The sequence below is a fragment of the Aureivirga sp. CE67 genome, assembly GCF_015767245.1.
In the GTDB taxonomy this organism is placed as follows: domain Bacteria; phylum Bacteroidota; class Bacteroidia; order Flavobacteriales; family Flavobacteriaceae; genus Aureivirga.
Genome location: NZ_JADOTV010000032.1, coordinates 15,554 through 31,901 on the forward strand (window position 1 = coordinate 15,554; position 16,348 = coordinate 31,901).

16 protein-coding genes are annotated in these 16,348 nt (G+C 29.4%); 11 read left to right on the forward strand and 5 right to left on the reverse strand.

Annotation, left to right across the window (positions count from 1 at the left end):
* The first annotated feature begins 5 nt into the window (after positions 1–5).
* Positions 6–758 (forward strand): LytR/AlgR family response regulator transcription factor, encoded by a 753-nt coding sequence (locus tag I0K12_RS20970; RefSeq protein WP_196890146.1) that lies wholly within the window; start codon positions 6–8, stop codon positions 756–758.
* Here I0K12_RS20970 and I0K12_RS20975 read toward each other — a convergent pair.
* Both I0K12_RS20975 and I0K12_RS20980 read right to left on the reverse strand, forming a co-directional pair.
* Complete coding sequence (locus I0K12_RS20975; RefSeq protein WP_196890147.1) at positions 751–3,168, reverse strand: YfhO family protein; 2,418 nt, start codon at positions 3,166–3,168, stop codon at positions 751–753. The genes I0K12_RS20970 and I0K12_RS20975 overlap by 8 nt on opposite strands.
* 7 nt (positions 3,169–3,175) lie before the next feature.
* Positions 3,176–3,469 carry a DUF4834 family protein gene (locus I0K12_RS20980; protein WP_196890148.1) on the reverse strand — a complete coding sequence of 98 codons (294 nt, stop codon included), beginning with the start codon at positions 3,467–3,469 and terminating at the stop codon, positions 3,176–3,178.
* Positions 3,470–3,565: 96 nt separating this feature from the next.
* Here I0K12_RS20980 and I0K12_RS20985 point away from each other — a divergent pair, with 96 nt between their 5' ends.
* The 8 genes from I0K12_RS20985 (at position 3,566) to I0K12_RS21020 (ending at position 12,000) form a co-directional block, all read left to right on the forward strand.
* The gene (locus I0K12_RS20985; RefSeq protein ID WP_196890149.1) at positions 3,566–4,597 is read left to right on the forward strand and encodes a transporter; all 1,032 of its coding nucleotides are present in this window, start codon (positions 3,566–3,568) and stop codon (positions 4,595–4,597) included.
* A 77-nt stretch (positions 4,598–4,674) separates the two neighbouring features.
* The gene (locus I0K12_RS20990) at positions 4,675–5,793 is read left to right on the forward strand and encodes a GNAT family N-acetyltransferase (RefSeq protein ID WP_196890150.1); all 1,119 of its coding nucleotides are present in this window, start codon (positions 4,675–4,677) and stop codon (positions 5,791–5,793) included.
* On the forward strand, positions 5,793–6,500 hold the full coding sequence (locus I0K12_RS20995) for a 16S rRNA (uracil(1498)-N(3))-methyltransferase (RefSeq protein ID WP_196890151.1): 708 nt from the start codon (positions 5,793–5,795) through the stop codon (positions 6,498–6,500). The genes I0K12_RS20990 and I0K12_RS20995 overlap by 1 nt, the downstream gene beginning before the upstream one ends.
* Before the next feature lie 478 nt (positions 6,501–6,978).
* Positions 6,979–8,175 (forward strand): glycosyltransferase family 4 protein, encoded by a 1,197-nt coding sequence (locus I0K12_RS21000; RefSeq protein ID WP_196890152.1) that lies wholly within the window; start codon positions 6,979–6,981, stop codon positions 8,173–8,175.
* Positions 8,172–9,449, forward strand: coding sequence for a glycosyltransferase (locus I0K12_RS21005; RefSeq protein WP_196890153.1), 1,278 nt, complete (start codon positions 8,172–8,174; stop codon positions 9,447–9,449). Before I0K12_RS21000 ends, I0K12_RS21005 begins: the two co-directional genes overlap by 4 nt.
* Before the next feature lie 134 nt (positions 9,450–9,583).
* A complete protein-coding gene (locus tag I0K12_RS21010) occupies positions 9,584–10,438 on the forward strand; it encodes a hypothetical protein (protein ID WP_196890154.1) in 855 nt (284 codons plus the stop codon).
* Between the two features lie 524 nt (positions 10,439–10,962).
* The gene (locus I0K12_RS21015) at positions 10,963–11,472 is read left to right on the forward strand and encodes a cache domain-containing protein (RefSeq protein WP_196890155.1); all 510 of its coding nucleotides are present in this window, start codon (positions 10,963–10,965) and stop codon (positions 11,470–11,472) included.
* A 12-nt stretch (positions 11,473–11,484) separates the two neighbouring features.
* On the forward strand, positions 11,485–12,000 hold the full coding sequence (locus tag I0K12_RS21020) for a cache domain-containing protein (RefSeq protein ID WP_196890156.1): 516 nt from the start codon (positions 11,485–11,487) through the stop codon (positions 11,998–12,000).
* 85 nt (positions 12,001–12,085) lie between these two features.
* Here I0K12_RS21020 and I0K12_RS21025 read toward each other — a convergent pair whose 3' ends face one another.
* The 3 genes from I0K12_RS21025 to I0K12_RS21035 form a co-directional block, all read right to left on the reverse strand.
* Positions 12,086–12,826 carry a class I SAM-dependent methyltransferase gene (locus I0K12_RS21025; protein ID WP_196890157.1) on the reverse strand — a complete coding sequence of 247 codons (741 nt, stop codon included), beginning with the start codon at positions 12,824–12,826 and terminating at the stop codon, positions 12,086–12,088.
* A 179-nt stretch (positions 12,827–13,005) separates the two neighbouring features.
* Positions 13,006–14,328 carry an ABC1 kinase family protein gene (locus I0K12_RS21030; protein WP_196890158.1) on the reverse strand — a complete coding sequence of 441 codons (1,323 nt, stop codon included), beginning with the start codon at positions 14,326–14,328 and terminating at the stop codon, positions 13,006–13,008.
* Positions 14,325–14,984, reverse strand: coding sequence for a TetR family transcriptional regulator C-terminal domain-containing protein (locus I0K12_RS21035; RefSeq protein ID WP_196890159.1), 660 nt, complete (start codon positions 14,982–14,984; stop codon positions 14,325–14,327). The genes I0K12_RS21030 and I0K12_RS21035 overlap by 4 nt, the downstream gene beginning before the upstream one ends.
* A gap of 374 nt (positions 14,985–15,358) precedes the next feature.
* On the opposite strand from I0K12_RS21035, the gene I0K12_RS21040 reads away from it, so the two are divergent.
* The gene (locus tag I0K12_RS21040) at positions 15,359–16,075 is read left to right on the forward strand and encodes a GEVED domain-containing protein (RefSeq protein WP_196890160.1); all 717 of its coding nucleotides are present in this window, start codon (positions 15,359–15,361) and stop codon (positions 16,073–16,075) included.
* A 3-nt stretch (positions 16,076–16,078) separates the two neighbouring features.
* A complete protein-coding gene (locus tag I0K12_RS22245) occupies positions 16,079–16,198 on the forward strand; it encodes a T9SS type A sorting domain-containing protein (protein WP_196890161.1) in 120 nt (39 codons plus the stop codon).
* Positions 16,199–16,348: the final 150 nt, after the last annotated feature.

A 16,348-nucleotide genomic window follows, 5' to 3' on the forward strand; every position in this document is an offset into this window, starting at 1 on the left:
AAAAAATGATAAAATCTTTAATTGTTGAAGATGAAAAGCATGCAGTTTTACGTCTTAAAAAATTAATTGAAAATTACTTTTCAGATAGAATTTCTATAGTAGCTGTTACAGATTCTATTACAGAGGCAGAAGTACTTATAAAAGAAATGAAACCAGATTTGGTTTTTTTAGACGTACAACTAAAAGATGGAATAGGTTTCGATCTATTAGATAAAATTGAAGATAAGATGAGTTTTGAAGTGATATTTACAACAGGACTTCGAAATTATAAAGAGAAAGCGTTAGATTATTTTGCTTTTTATTATTTAAATAAACCTTTAGATGAAGAAAAATTTAAACTAGTAATAGAGAACTATTTATATAAAAAAACTGCCTTTGATTTAGAAAAATACTTAAGTTTTAAGCATCAAATAGAAAGTAAAAATGTAATCTCATTACCAGTGAATGGAGGTTATGAAATACAAAAAATAAATGATATTCTTTATTGTGAAGCAGATGGAAGTTATACAAATTTTCATTTAGCAGATGGAAAATCTCATATGAGTTCGACCAATTTAAAAAAGAATGAAGAAATTTTAAAAGAACATCTTTTTTATAGAATTCATCGTTCTACTTTGGTGAATTTAAAACATATAAAATCCTATAATGCTACTTCTGGAAAGATTGTTTTAACCAATAAAAAAACTCTTTTAGTTTCGGCTAGAAACAAAAAGAGTTTTTCTCAGTTATTAAAATTAATGGTTCATACCATTAATTAGTTTTTTTCTTTTTTTCTACAAAATACCATCCTAATGGGATTAGAATCAATAGTGCATAAGAAATTAAAGTAATTGTATTTCCTGTTTTGATTACTTGTGGTTCGAATTTAAATTCAACCTTGTGTTTTCCAGCAGGAACTACAATTCCTCTTAATACATAATCTGCTCTGAAAATTGGAGTTTTTTGCCCATCTACATAAGCATTCCATCCATTTTTATAATAGGCTTCAGAGAAAATAGCTACTTGTGGTTTTGTAGTATTCGATTCGTATGTTAATTCATTTGCTTTGTAATTTGTCAATGAAATAGTTGCTGTAGAATCTTTCATGATTTGAATTCCTTCCAAATCTTTTTTAAATCGCTCATCTACAATAGCAGTTGTTTTTGAATCAAAATTACTTAAAGCTAAAATTTCTTCATTTGCATTTTTAACAAAATCTACTTTATCAACAAACCATGCATTTCCATTTGCTTCTTCGTTTATCTGAATTTGAGGCCTCCTTTCTTGATCTACATCAATGAAGTATTTCGTGTTGATCATATTTAAAACCTGTAAATTTTTCTTTGCAATATGAAAATCGTATAATTCTTGATATCTTCCAGGTTTTGCAGCATGATATCCTCCAATTGATTTGTGGAAATAAGAAGTACTTCCATCATTCATTGGATTTAACAAGAAATTCGCAACTCTATAATGTGATTTATCTTTCAAGATTTCTTTGTCTATGGGAGAAGCTTGGTATGGTTTATTTACTTGTCTTGCAGGAACAAAATCATCTGAATTTACATATCTAGAATCCACTCCTATTAAATCAAATAAAATCACAGCAAAGAAAACTACATACACTATTCCTTTTCCTATTTTTTCTTTGTTGAAGAACCAAAGCGTTCCAGCAGAAATAACAACTAAAATTAAAGTTCTCAAACTATCTTCAAAGAAAATACTTTTTCTATCCGAAATTAGAACATCCTTAAAATCAGGAGGAAAACCTTGATCAATAATTCCTTCAAAAGCAAAGAAACTTGTTCCGAATAAAGTGAAAAATAATGCAATACCTCCTGTTATATATAAAGAATATAGAATTGCCTTTTGTTTTCTTTCTTTGGTTAAATTATCTGAGAACATTTCTTTTAAAGCTAATATTCCAAGAAGAGGAACAGCTAATTCTAAAATAACCTGAATAGAAGAGACTGCTCTGAAAATATTATAAAATGGAACGTAATCAATAAAGAAATCAGTTACAATTCCAAAGTTTTTACCCCAACTCAATATTAGTGAGAAAATACTTGTTGCTACTAACCAATATTTTATTTTTCCATCTATAATAAAAATTCCTAAAACAAATAAGAAAATCATAACAGCACCAACATAAGCTGGAGCTTCAACAATCGGTTGATCTCCCCAATAAGTTGGAGCACTTGAAACAAATTCTTTTGCTTGTCTATGATTATATCCATTATTCCTTAAAAATTCAAAAGTATTTGAATCTTCTCCAATATTTTCTCGAACTCCTCCTCCCATAAAACGTGGAATGAATAAATCCATTGTTTCTAATTTTCCATAGCTAAATTGCGTGATATATTTTTTAGATAATCCTTCTCTAGCTTCTACAGGTTTTCCTTCAGAATCAATAGTTAATTCACTTTTTCCACGAGTTGAGAAACTTTTATATTCTTTACTTGCTAAAATACTTGTTGCATTAACTCCTATTGCTAAAATAACAGCAGGAATTAGAATTCCGATTTGTTTGGCAAAATTTGGTAATTTATTATTTTTAAATGCATCAATTAGGTAAAAAAGTCCCATAATTAATACCATCCACATTAAATAATAAGACATTTGTGGGTGATTAACATTTAATTCTAAAGCCATTGCTAATGCTGTTAGCACAAAACCTAAAAAGTATTTATTTCTAAAAACGAGTAAAATACCAGCCAATACCATAGGCATATAGGCGATAGCGTGAGCTTTTGCATTATGACCTGCTCCAAGAATAATAATGAAATACGTAGAAAACCCAAAGGACAGCGCTCCTAATATAGCAAGTTTATAATTTACTTTAAGAGCAGAAAGAAGTATGAAAAATCCTAGAAAATATAGGAATAAATAATCTGCAGGACGAGGTAAAAAACGAAGTACAGAATCTAATTTTTTAATATAATTATTAGGATAATAAGTACTCAATTGATAAGATGGCATCCCAAGATTATTCGAGTTTGTCCAATAAGGTTCTTCGCCATATTGATCTCTATAATCGTTAATTTCTTTTGCCATTCCTTGAAATTGCTGAATGTCACTTTGAAATAATTTTTTCCCATTTAAAACTGGGTGAAAATATGCCAAGGATACAATCACAAAAACAAGTAATGCAATAATCGTTGGCAGAAGATTTTTTAGTTTTGTATTCATAGATAGTTTAGTCTTTAACGTCTTCGTAGTCTACATATTCCCCGAAGTCGTCTTTCAATTTTTTATCTTTTTTATTCGGTTTTTTATCGATAGTTGTTTCTCCTTCTTTAGACTTATCGTAGCGATGTTGTTGTTGATATTGTTGCTGATGCTGTTGCTTCATTTTTTCTTGTAACTTTTCAATCGCTTTTTTAGCTAAAATTGGAAGAAAAATTCGTTTGAAAATCTTTATTAGATAATATAAAACAATAATAATCAATATTATTTTCACAACTCCTACTGCCGATGCTTCTTGTATCATAATATTTAATTTATTTTCAAAAGTAATAATTTGAATGAACTTAAAGCGTTTAAAGTATATAAAATCTTATATTTGGCGCAATAAAAAACATCATTTATGAAAAAACTTTGTTTGTTACTTTTATTATTTATTGTACAAACAATTAATGCTCAGTATACTGAAGTAATTAATGCAAAGTTTCCAGGTAACTCGGAAAGCCCCTATTCAGTTGGTACAAAAGTTTTACAAGTAGAAGGTGATTTGTATTATGATAATTATACAAGAAGTAATTATCAGGAGACAAACAGCTTTGGATCTAATATTTTCGTTCGTTATGGTCGATTCTTAGAAAATCTTGAATTTGATTTAAATTTAACGCTACAACATTTCTCTGCAAATTTTCCAACGCAGTACATGGAAAATTACAATGCTTTTGGTTTAAAAGAATTAGTAATTGGAGCGAAATATTTAGTTTATAAAAAAGAATATAAAAATAAACGCTATGATGAAATTCGTAGTTGGAAAAAATTAACACGTACAGATTATTCTCGACTAATTCCTTCTGTTGGAGTTTATGTTGGAGCAAATACTAATTTTTTAGCAAAAGAATTTAAAGAAGAAGGAGATCCTATTGTTAGTCCAAGAATTGGAGTTTTATTACAAAATAACTTTAATGATAATCTTAATTTAGTAACGAATATCTACGGAGATAAAATAATCTCTAAAAATGCAAGATATTATTATGTGATAGCTATGACTTATGCTATCAATTATCAATGGTCTTATTTTATTGAAAACAAAGGAACTTTTCAAAAAGGAAATACAGACTCTCTTTTTTCTACTGGAGCCGCTTATTTGTGGAATAAAAATTTACAATTAGGAGCTTATGTCAGAACAAACTTCGATACAAATGATTCTAATTACACATTTGGTTTAGGTGCAGCATGGAGATGGGATAAACACGTGAAAGAAAAAGTAACAAAAGACCAAGAGGAAAAAGAAAAGCGTAAAGAAGAAATCGAGAAGAAGAAAAAAGAAAGAAAGAAAAAAGAAAAAGAACGTAAGAAATTAAAGAAGAAAAAGGAAAAAGAAGCGAAAAAGCGTAAGAAAAATAAAAAGAAGAAGAAGAAAGACAAAAAAAAGGAGTAGATTTAAGAATGTGGAATGAAGTGAGTTATTCAGAAAATTAAAAAATGAATAACTTTGTGAAAAATTAAATTATTTCGATGATTACTATTAAAGAAATGAAATCTAAAAAGGAAATGAAAGACTTTGTGAAGTTTCCTTTTGAGTTATATAAAGACAATGCATACTGGGTTCCGCCAATTATAAATGATGAATTGGCAAGTTTGGATAAAACTAAAAATCCGGTATTTGAAAATGCAGAAGCAAGATATTTTGTAGCAGAGAGAGAAGGTAAGATAGTTGGAAGAATTGCTGCAATCATCAATTGGACAGAAGTAAAAGATCAAGACAAAAAGAAAATGCGTTTTGGTTGGTTCGATGCTATTGATGATGTTACTGTAACGGAAGCACTTTTAAATAAAGTTTCTGAAATAGGTAAAGAAAATAATTTAGAATATGTAGAAGGACCTGTTGGTTTCTCAAACCTTGACAAAGCTGGACTTTTAGTAAAAGGTTATGAGGAATTAAATACGATGGTTACTTGGTATAATTTCCCATATTATAAAGAACATTTCGAAAAACTTTCTTTTGACAAAGCAGAAGAATGGATTGAATTTAAGTTTCAGGTTACAGATATTTCGACACCAAAACTTAAACGTTTTTCAGAATTGATTTCTCAAAAATTAGAATTACAATTAATCGATTTCAAATCTACAAAAGATGTTCTTCCATATGTAGATGCCATGTTCGGATTAATCAATGATACCTATTCTAGTTTGAGTACATATGTGCCAATCGCACAATCGCAAATTGAACATTACAAGAAAAAATATATCAGTTTTATTCATCCAAGTTTTATCAAATGTGTTGCAGATAAAGACGGAAACTTAATCGCTTTCGGAATTACGATGCCTTCGTTTTCTAAAGCTTTACAAAAAGCAAATGGTAAACTTTTCCCATTCGGAATTTTCCATATTTTGAAAGCGCAGAAGAATAATGATAAAGCTGCTTTTTACTTAATTGGCATCAAACCAGAATACCAGAGTAAAGGAATTACTTCTATTATTTTCTACGAATTTTATAAAACTTTTGTTGAAAAAGGAATAAAATATTTAGAAACAAATCCAGAATTAGAAGATAATCATAGTGTACAAGCTCTTTGGAAAAACTTTGATCCAGAGCTGCACAAAAGAAGAAGAACGTATAAAAAAGAGATATAATGCAGTTATTTTATAACGAAACATTAGAACAAAACATTTCACATTTCGAGTTCGACAAACAAGAAAGCAAGCATATTGTTCGTGTTTTACGTAAAAAAGAAGGAGATACGTTATACATCACTAATGGAAAAGGGTTTCTTTTTGTTGGGAAAATTACTTTTGCGAACGATAAGCACTGTACAGTTTCTATTGAAGAAATTCTAGTAAAACCAAAAACTTGGAACTTCCATTTGCATTTGGCAGTTGCTCCAACGAAATTGAACGATCGTTATGAGTGGTTTTTAGAAAAAGCAGTAGAAATCGGTGTAGATGAAATCACGCCAATTATCTGTGATCATTCGGAGAGAAAAGTGATTAAAAAAGAAAGAATGGAAAAAATCATTCTTTCTGCAATGAAACAATCTTTGAAATACACACTTCCGAAGTTGAATGATCCGATAAAACTAAGCCAGTTTTTAGATACAGATTTTGAAGGTCAAAAATTCATTGCACACTGTGAAGAAACAGAGAAAGTTTTATTGAAAAACTCTTTAGAAGAAAATCAAGATACATTGATTTTGATTGGACCAGAAGGAGATTTTTCAACCAAAGAAATTGAAAAGGCAATCTCAAAAAACTTCAAACCAGTGAGCTTAGGAAACTCAAGACTTCGTACAGAAACAGCAGCAGTAGTTGCTTGTCACAGTGTAAGTTTCTTCAACGAATAAAATATTAAAAACAATGGATACACTTTACAGAAGTGTTCCAAGTTTTAAAAAAATAGTTAAACAGCATTTCATACGAGATGCTGTTTTTTTATTATAGATTATCATCTAAGGTAAACAAATTGTCAAATTCCCCTCTCGAGAGGGGCTAGGGGTGTGTTTTAAAAGTAATTAGGACGAAACCATTTTTCTTCGTTTCAAAAAACTCAGAAAAAGGTCGGGCTTTTCGTTTCTAGTTTTGCCTTTTCAAAAAAGATTTTCTAAGAAATACGTGGGCTTCTAAGGTCGCCTCCGTTTTCAAAGAAAAACTAATTTTTAAAAAACAAAAGCTATCCACTACAATCCCTTTCGCAAAAACAAAATTTAGAAATAAGCATAAAAACAATTTAATTCTCAAAATCAGTAGTATATATTTCTAGTAATTTCATTAGATTCTGCCTATCTTTGTTACTGAAAAAAGTAGGTAAAAAATAGAATATTTATGAGGATTGGAATGATTCTGGACAATACTTTTCCTCCAGATCCAAGAGTGGAAAACGAAGCTGTATCTTTAATTAAAAAAGGTTTTGAAGTTTGTTTATTTGCATTAAAATACGATGAGAAAGAAGCAGATTTTGAGATTGTAAACAAAATTCAAGTTTACAGATATACTTCCACAAAACTTAATTACAAGCTTTCGGCTTTGGCTTATACTGTTCCGTTTTACTCCAAAATAATGAGTAAAAAAATTGAACATTTCTTGAAAGAAACAAGAGTAGATGCAATTCATATTCACGATATGCGAATTGCAGAAGCAGTATTAATGGCAAACAAGAAAAACTTACCTACAGTTCTTGATTTGCATGATAATATGCCAGAAGTGATGAAGTTTTATCCTCATCTTCAAAAGTTTCCTGGGAAATACATTATTTCTCCAAAAAAATGGAAACAAAAAGAGGAAATGTTTATTCGAAAAGCAACGAAAGTAATCACAGTTTCACAAGAATTTATTGATGAGGTTGTGCAGAGAGTAAAAATTCCTACTTCCAAAATTGAATTAGTTCCAAATACAGTTCGTCGATCTTTTTATCAAAAAGCAGAAATAAATCATGATTTGGTAGAAAAATATCGTAATGATTTTGTGTTACTTTACCTTGGAGATACAGGATTGCGAAGAGGATTACAAACTGCCATTGCTGCAATTCCGAAATTGAAAAATGTGATTCCGAATATAAAACTTGTTATTGTTGGAACCAACACGACAGATTATGTTTTAAAACAACAAGTAGAAGAATTAGGAATTGAAAAATACGTGGATTTTCAAGGTTGGCAAAATGTAAAATTATTTCCTTCTTATATTATGGCGAGTAATATATGTATTTCGCCACTGAACAGAAATATTCAGCACGATGTAGCTTATGCAAACAAACTTTTTCAGTATATGAGTTTAGGAAAACCAGTTTTAGTGAGTGATGCAATTGCTCAAAAGAGATTGGTAGAAAGAACGAAGACAGGATTGGTTCACAAAGAAAGAAATCCAGATAGTTTTGCTGATGGCGTATTGAAACTTTATGAATATCCAGAGCTTTGTAAAATTTATGGAATCAATGGGAAGTTCTTTATAGAGAATGAATTCTGTTGGGAAAAAACTTCTGAAAAATTAATAGAATTGTATAAAAACTTGGATCCAAATTCATGAAGAAAGCATTAATCATCACTTATTATTGGCCACCAGCAGGAGGTTCAGGTGTGCAACGTTGGTTAAAATTTGTAAAATATCTTCGTGATTTTGGAATAGAACCTGTTATTTATACTGTCGAAAATCCAGATTATCCGCTTTTGGATACTTCTTTGCAAAAAGATATTCCGGAAGGAGTAGAAGTGTTGAAACAACCAATTTGGGAGCCATATAAATTAGCTTCTATTTTTTCTAAGAAGAAAAATGTCAAAACGAGTGCAGGATTTTTATCACCAAAAAAATCCTTGGCTTCAAAAGTGATGACTTATGTTCGTGCGAATTATTTTATTCCAGATGCTCGAATGTTTTGGATCAAACCTTCAATTTCTTATTTAGAAAAATATCTAAAGGAAAACCCTGTAGATTTTGTAATTACAACTGGCCCTCCTCATAGTTTGCATTTGATTGGTTTAGGTTTAAAAGAGAAATTAAACACCAATTGGATTGCAGATTTTCGTGACCCTTGGACAAAAATCGATTATTTTCATCAGCTTCCTTTGACCAAAAAAGCAAAGAAAAAACATCATTTTTTAGAAGAGAAAGTTCTAAAAAAAGCAGATAAAGTTTTAGTTGTTGGAAGAACAATGAAAAAAGAGTTTGATGCTTTTTCTAATGAAGTTTATGTTGTAGAAAATGGTTTCGATTCTGAGATTTCTGAAGATCATAAATTTGAATTAGATTCCAAATTTTTGATTACGCATATTGGTTTGATGAATGCAGATAGAAATCATGAGATTTTCTGGAAAAGTTTACAAGAACTGTGTCATGAAGTTTCTGGATTTAAAGAAGATTTAAATTTAAAACTAATTGGGAAATTAGATGTTTCTGTACTGGATGCTATCAAAAAATACGATTTAGAAAATAATGTGGAAATCATCGATTATTTGCCACATGATGAAGTAATTGCCTATCAGAGAAAATCACAAGTTTTATTACTTTCTGTAAATAATGTTCCGAGTGCAAAAGCAATTATCACAGGGAAAATCTTTGAATATTTAATGGCGAAAAGACCAATTATTGGAATTGCTCCAAAAGATGGTGATTTGGCAGAAATATTAAAAGAAACAAATAGTGGAGTAGTTGCAGATTTTCAGGATAAAGAGAAACTAAAGCAAATTATTTCGGAATATTATACTACTTACCAAAAAGGAAATCTTTCCGTACAGAGTAAAAATATTGAAAAATACCATCGTAGAGAACTAACTAAGAAAATGGTGGAGATAATTAATTCGTAGAATTTTATCATTTTAAAGATGATGATTAAAAATCTATCCCATAATTATTTAAGTTTTATGAGATATGTTAAATAATATTATATTTGATAAGTAGTTTGATTAATTTTAGGCTACTTATTTTGTTAAAAAACAATATGAAAAAAATAATATTATTTCTATTTATCACGCTTAAGAATTATGCGCAAAATGAATTTGTTTTTATTAATGATGGAAATGATAAAGTAATAGAAAATTATAGTCTTTCTGTATATGTGAATGAAAAAGAAACCAAACACATCCCTGATGCTAATTTTAAAATTAAGCTAGAAAAAAAGACTATACGAAAAGCAGATTCTATTATCTTGAAATTTGATTCCTGGTATAAAGAAAAGTTAACCCAAAAAGCGTTTAGAAAGGAAAAGATTTATGTAAATAAACAAATTGCTTTGGGAGAGGTTTTTATTGATAATAAAGAATATACTATTGGAACATATCATAAAGGTTTTTTAAGATTAAAATATAACTACAAAGGACATTCTGCATATGGAATTGGACAAGTTATTAGTTTTCCTATTGATACAGATGTATTGGTTAAAAAAATGTTTTTAAGAATAGGAGCAACTTTTCATGAAGAAACTAAAATACTACCTGTCTTATTTTTGGCAGATAGTATTAATGATGTAAATAAAATTCACATATATCCTGTTCATAAACCTTTTATTATTAAAGGAAAAATTAAAAGGAAATGGGTAGAATTTCCTATTGCACAGATTAAAAATACTACAAAAACAAAAATTTTTGCAGGTTATATGAATTATACTAGAGATAAGCAATTAGATATAAGTACCGTTTCTTCAAAACATAATGTATTTCTTGATACATTTAGAATTAGTGAAAAAAATATTACAAAAGATTACAAGTTTGTAAATCTTAAAAGTACTCGTCATCATAGTCGTGAAAGATATAGACCTCCTGCGATTAAAATTGTTTTGGATCCGAGAACTAACTAAGAAAATGGTGGAGATAATTAATTCGTAGAATTTTATCATTTTTTTGAGATATTTTTTAGAATCTATGCTGTTTTTAATTATTAATTTAAAAGAGATTAATGATGATGAATGATGTGGAAGAAGAAAAGATTCTATGTAACATTATTGTATTGGAAAACTCTGCGGAATTTTACACACCCCTAACCCCTCTCAAGAGGGGAATTAAATTCTGCTAGGTTTTGATATTTATTTTTTAGGATCTTGTTTTTGATAAAATGTTCTTTTAATGATTTTCTTAAATTTTATGCGAAAGGGATTGAAGTGGAAAGCTTTTGTTTTTGCAAAATTTAGTTTTTTTTTGAAACGGAGGCGACCTTAGAAGCCCACGGATTCTTTAAAAAAACTTTTTTGGAAAAGTAAAACTTGTAGCGGAAAGCCCGACCTTTTTCTGAGTTTTTTAAAACGAAGAAAAAAGGATTCGCCCAAGAAAATATTTGAAAACCTTTAAATTCTTCCTCTCATAAAATCTGTTTAAAGATGATATTATGAAGAGAATTTTTTACTTATTAATTTTTATCAGTTTTATTTCTTGTATTGATGATGATGATCCGGCTTTTGAGCCTGTGGATTTTTGTCCGAATTATCAGATTTGTTTAAAGTCTTCGCAAATTGAGACTTTGCAAAATGATTTGGAAAAAACAAGAGCGCACTTTGATTTTTATTCGACGGCTGAAATTGTAGAATTTTTCAAAACCAAAAAAGAGGAAAATCCGTTTCTTTTTATTTTGGATTCGGAAGGAAATGTGCTGATTGATAATCATACGCCGTATACGGAAGGGCAAAATTTATATGAGTCAATAGACCGAATTACGGGAAGTTACTACATACAGGATATTATAAATTCTACGAGTACTTTGGGAGAAAATAATTGGACTTCGCATTTTGCTGAAAATCCTAGCTCGGAAAAATTGCAACAAATTTATGCGATTGTAAGTAGCATTGAAAAAGATGGTGAGAAAATCATTTTTGGGAATAAAAATTTTGTAGAAAAATAAATAGGAGAGAAGATGAAAAAGTTTTTATTAATAATTGCGGTTTTGTTTGTTTTTGGTTGTGATCATGATGATGATGATTTTCATTTTTTTGAAATTTGTCCTAACTACCAAAATTGTCTGTCTGAAGAAACCGTTGTGTTTATCGAAAATTATTTAAATGAATCGATAGCTTATGCAGAATCACATACGAAATCGGAAGCTGTAGATTATTTTAATGCAAATAATTACAACGAAGAATATTATGTTTTTGTTGATGAGTTGGACGGAACGATGATTGCAAATGCTGTGCGACCACAAGATGTTGGAAAGAATTTTTATAATTATGTAGATACGGAAACTGGTAGAAATCCGGTACAAGATATTATTAAAACAGCAACTTTTAGTTATCCGGAAAGTGGTTGGGTTACTTATTTTTATTTTGAACCTTTAACCAATGAAATTGAACAAAAATTTGCTTTGGTTCGCTTGATAAAAGATGCGGAAGATGGCGATTATATCATAGGAACGGGTGCATATGTGAGAAAATAAAAAAAGAGGTTTTCAAAATTAATTGAAAACCTCTTCTATCCTTCAGTTTATTACTATCTCTCTCAGTTTATTACTACCTAATGAGTCAAATTTTCTCTGCGGTCATTCCTATAAATGGTTGATCTTTCATGAAATCATCCCAAAAAGGATTTCCTTTTTCTTTCGGATCTAATTTTCCTTCTACCCATTTGAAATTTTGAAATCCAACTTCTTTGAAAACTTCTTCGTAAGTTTTTTCACTCAAATAATAATTATTAAAAGTGAATCCATCTTCTCCATGATTAAACATTGTATATTTTATAAAAGCTCCTTCCTCTCTTTCTGGAGTTGTTTCTTTGATAAAACCATACTTTCTGTAAGAACCATAGTTTTCTTTTTTGTTCATTGGATTGTCATTAAAACCAATAAATTTTCCACCTTTTTTGATAGAATTGAAAAGAACTTGACACATTTTTTTTAAATCTTCTCTTGTTTGTGCATAATTCAGAAGATAAAATCCTGTAACAATATCAAATTCTTTTTTTGGTTTAAAATCAAATACATCATTCACTTCATAAGAACATCCGATTGGGTTTTCTTTTTCCGCTTTTTTTGCCAGTTCAATCATTTCATGAGAGATATCGACACCAAAAACACTTTTGGCTCCCTCATTTTTCATCATTCGTGAGTAAATTCCTTCACCACATGCTAAGTCTAAAATGTCTTTTCCTTCAATGTTACCTAACATCAAATTAATTGAATATTTTTCAACTACTTTTCTGAAAGATAATTCTTTAGATTCTTTGTACTCATTAGCAATTTCATCATAATGCTTATCGCCTTTCATATATAATTGTTTAGATAGTAATAGGTGTAAAGGTATTACGTGTTTCTTCTAAGTTTTGTTAAAGAGATTGTAATAAGAAGTTAAAATTTGAAACAGAAAAAAAGCTATAATAATGAAGTTATAGCTTTTGGTTTTTAATTGGTGACTGAACGAAGTCATATCATTTCTAAGTATTCACTTTATTCCATTCCTTTATCATAATAAGTATGAATTTTCACGTTTGTAGCTTTAATGTCATGCATTAAATTATACAACCCGAAGAAAGTTCGATTGATATAAATAAAATGTGTAGAACCACGATTTCCATTCATATTTCTAATTTTGGTGTCTTTAGAGTAGCGCTCACCCAATTCAGCGATTTTACCAAAAAAGTCTTCACTCGAAAAATCAAAAGTTTCCTCATGGAAAGGTTGCGTGAATAAACTCAGCATTTCATGGAACAATTCCATAAAGAAATGAATTTCTTCTTCAGTGTCTTCTGGTTTTAAAATCTCTAATTCGATTAATTTACTCTTGAAAAATTCTACATCTTCTAAATTTTTCTTCTCTGCCAACTCAAAATAAGGAACATAAAAAGAATCCGGAATATGTTTTACACATCCAAAATCTAATACAATCAACTCACAATCTTTAGAAACTAAGAAATTTCCGGGATGTGGATCTGCGTGTACTTTTTTGATTTGATGAATCTGGAACATATAAAAATCCCATAAAGCTTGTCCTAATTTCTGCCTTTGTTCATCTGTTATATCGTCTCTTTTCAAGAATTCCGAAAGATGTTCTCCTTCCATCCAATCCATGGTCAAAATTCGATCTGAAGAATAATCTTTGTAGTAATTTGGGAAAAGTAAGTTCGGAATATCCTTACAAGCATTTGCTAGTTCTACACTTTGCTTTAATTCCAATTCATAATCTGTTTCTTCTTTCAATTTATCTTCAACTTCCTTGAAATATTTATCCGAATCTTTTCCTTGAATGTTGAACATTTTGATTGCAATTGGTTTTACCAAAGCTAAATCGGACGAAATACTATCTGCAACTCCTGGATATTGGATTTTTACAGCCAATTTTTTTCCATCTTTTTCTGCAATATGCACCTGACCGATACTTGCAGCATTTACAGATTCTAAATTGAATTTATCAAAAACTTGATTTGGATTTTTCTTGAAGTATTTATGGAAAGTTTTAATCACCAAAGGAGCAGAAAGTGGTGGAACAGAAAACTGCGAAAGTGAAAACTTTTCTACATAAGCTTGAGGCAAAAGATTTTTTTCCATGCTTAGCATTTGTGCAACTTTCAGAGCCGAACCTTTTAAGTTTTTTAGTCCGTCATAAATATCTGTAGCGTTTGATTCGTTTAGTCTTTCTTTGGCTTCCGCTTCCGAAGAGGTCAATTTATCTCCAAAATATTTTAGATAATTGACACCAACTTTTGCTCCAGTTCCGATAAGTTGTGTAGCTCGTTGGATTTTTGTTGTGGGTATTTTATCAATTGACTTCATCTTTCTCTTTTTATTTTTTCGTTAAATATAAATTTTCCAAAATCCAGAATGCTGTTCAATACTTTTGTGTCCATGATATCAAAACTTGCTTGAATTGATTTTTCAATGAAAATATCTGTTTTTTCAAAGCCTTTTGAAGTATCTTCTAACCAAAATTTGATCGTTAACATAAATTGAATCCAAGCAGCTTCTTCCATTCCTTTTTCTTGAAATTCCTTGATTTTTTCTTGTTTTAAATCAATTGTTTCAATTTCTAAAGTTTTGATATAAGCTTTGAAACTTTTACGCAATTCGGTCAACATTCCAAGAGTTTCCAGTTTTCCTTTATAATCTTTCAACATAAAAACAACATAGCTTCTGTTTGCAGTCAAAAGTTCGAAGAAAGTATAATAGAAAGAAATCAGTTTCTCTTTTGCAGGAAATTGTAGATAATCTTCATTTTGATTTAATAGAGCCAAGGTATTATCCAAAAATGCTTTGAAAATTTCTTTTTCTAAATGTGTAAACGAACTGAAATAGTCGTAAAATTCCGATTCCTCAAAATTGTATTTTTTAGCAAAAGCATAAACAGTTTTTGGAGCTTTTTCGTTTTCCAACACATATTCCATGAAGTTGGAAATGATAGATTCTGCGTTTATTTTCTGTGTAGATTCCATACTAAATTATTTTTCTATAAAATTACGACAATGCCAAATGAAACCCTATTCGAAAACACCTTTTTCTATAAAATGTACCTATGATTCTATAAAAAGTGTTTATATAAAATAAAGAACACTTATTTCTAAAAATGGTCCTTTCATTTATAAAAAGAAAATTATTTACAACTTGAAAAATAAACAGATAAAGCTATGAGCTGATAAGATGAAACAAACTTTATATTTATAAAATTCGAGTTGTAATTTATAAATGATATAGTTGTTTTAAAAATGAATGAAAATTTTAATAATAGCTTTACAATGTTTTCATGATTTGATTAATGATTTCAAATCGAAACAAAAAACATCTCTTAAACATTTTATTAAACAAAATTATGATTAAAAAAATTACCCTAATTGCTAGCTTATTTACAGCATTTATTTCTCATGCACAATCTACAGATGCTGCCCCATATTGCTCTGGAGATTTTTCAGGTGGAGAATTTATGGATGTAGAAAAGTATATTTCAAAAGTAGAATTGAATACTTTGAGTAATGAGTCTGGTGATACACAATTTGCGTTACCTCACTACGTTTATTACGATAATATTGAGGCAACAAAATTGCAAAAAGAAGAAACGTATGAATTAAAAATCACACATGATGATGGTGTTTCTATTCACGGAATCGCTGCTTGGATAGATTTTAATGGAGACGAAATATTTGAAGAATCTGAGAAAATAGAACAAAGTATTTTTCCTTCAGGAATGAATCCTTTGATTTATAGTTTTACAATTCCTGCGAATGCCAAACTAGGAAAAACTAGAATGCGAGTTCGAATTTATGAAGATGATGCATATTCTTTTTCTTTTCCAACAGGTGAAGATCCAATTGTTCTTCCTTGCGATTATGATTTAGGAGAAGGTGAAGTTGCTTTCGATTGGGGAGAAACAGAAGATTATGATGTAGAAATCATTGCAGAAGATGATTTGGCTGTGCAAGAAATAGGTTCTAATATTCTTTCTGTATATCCAAATCCTGTGAAAGATGTTCTTACAATCGAAAATATAGAAGAAAATAGTTTGATTGAAATTTATAATTCTTTGGGGTAAAAAGTGAATTTTCAGAGAGAAAGTTTAACTAAAATAAAACTAGAAAATATAGAAAAAGGGATCTATATTTTATCCGTAAAAACAGATAAAACTACATTCAATCAGCAGTTTGTTGTTGAGTAAAATTTCAGTAATTTCCCCTTTATACTTCAGGGCTGTCACGTTTGTTTAATTATTTATTATATTCGCAAAAAAGAAGAACTATTGTCCTTATTTGACCATTTATCAAAAATAGAAGATCCTCGAAGAAAAGCAGGAACTCGAGCAGGTTTA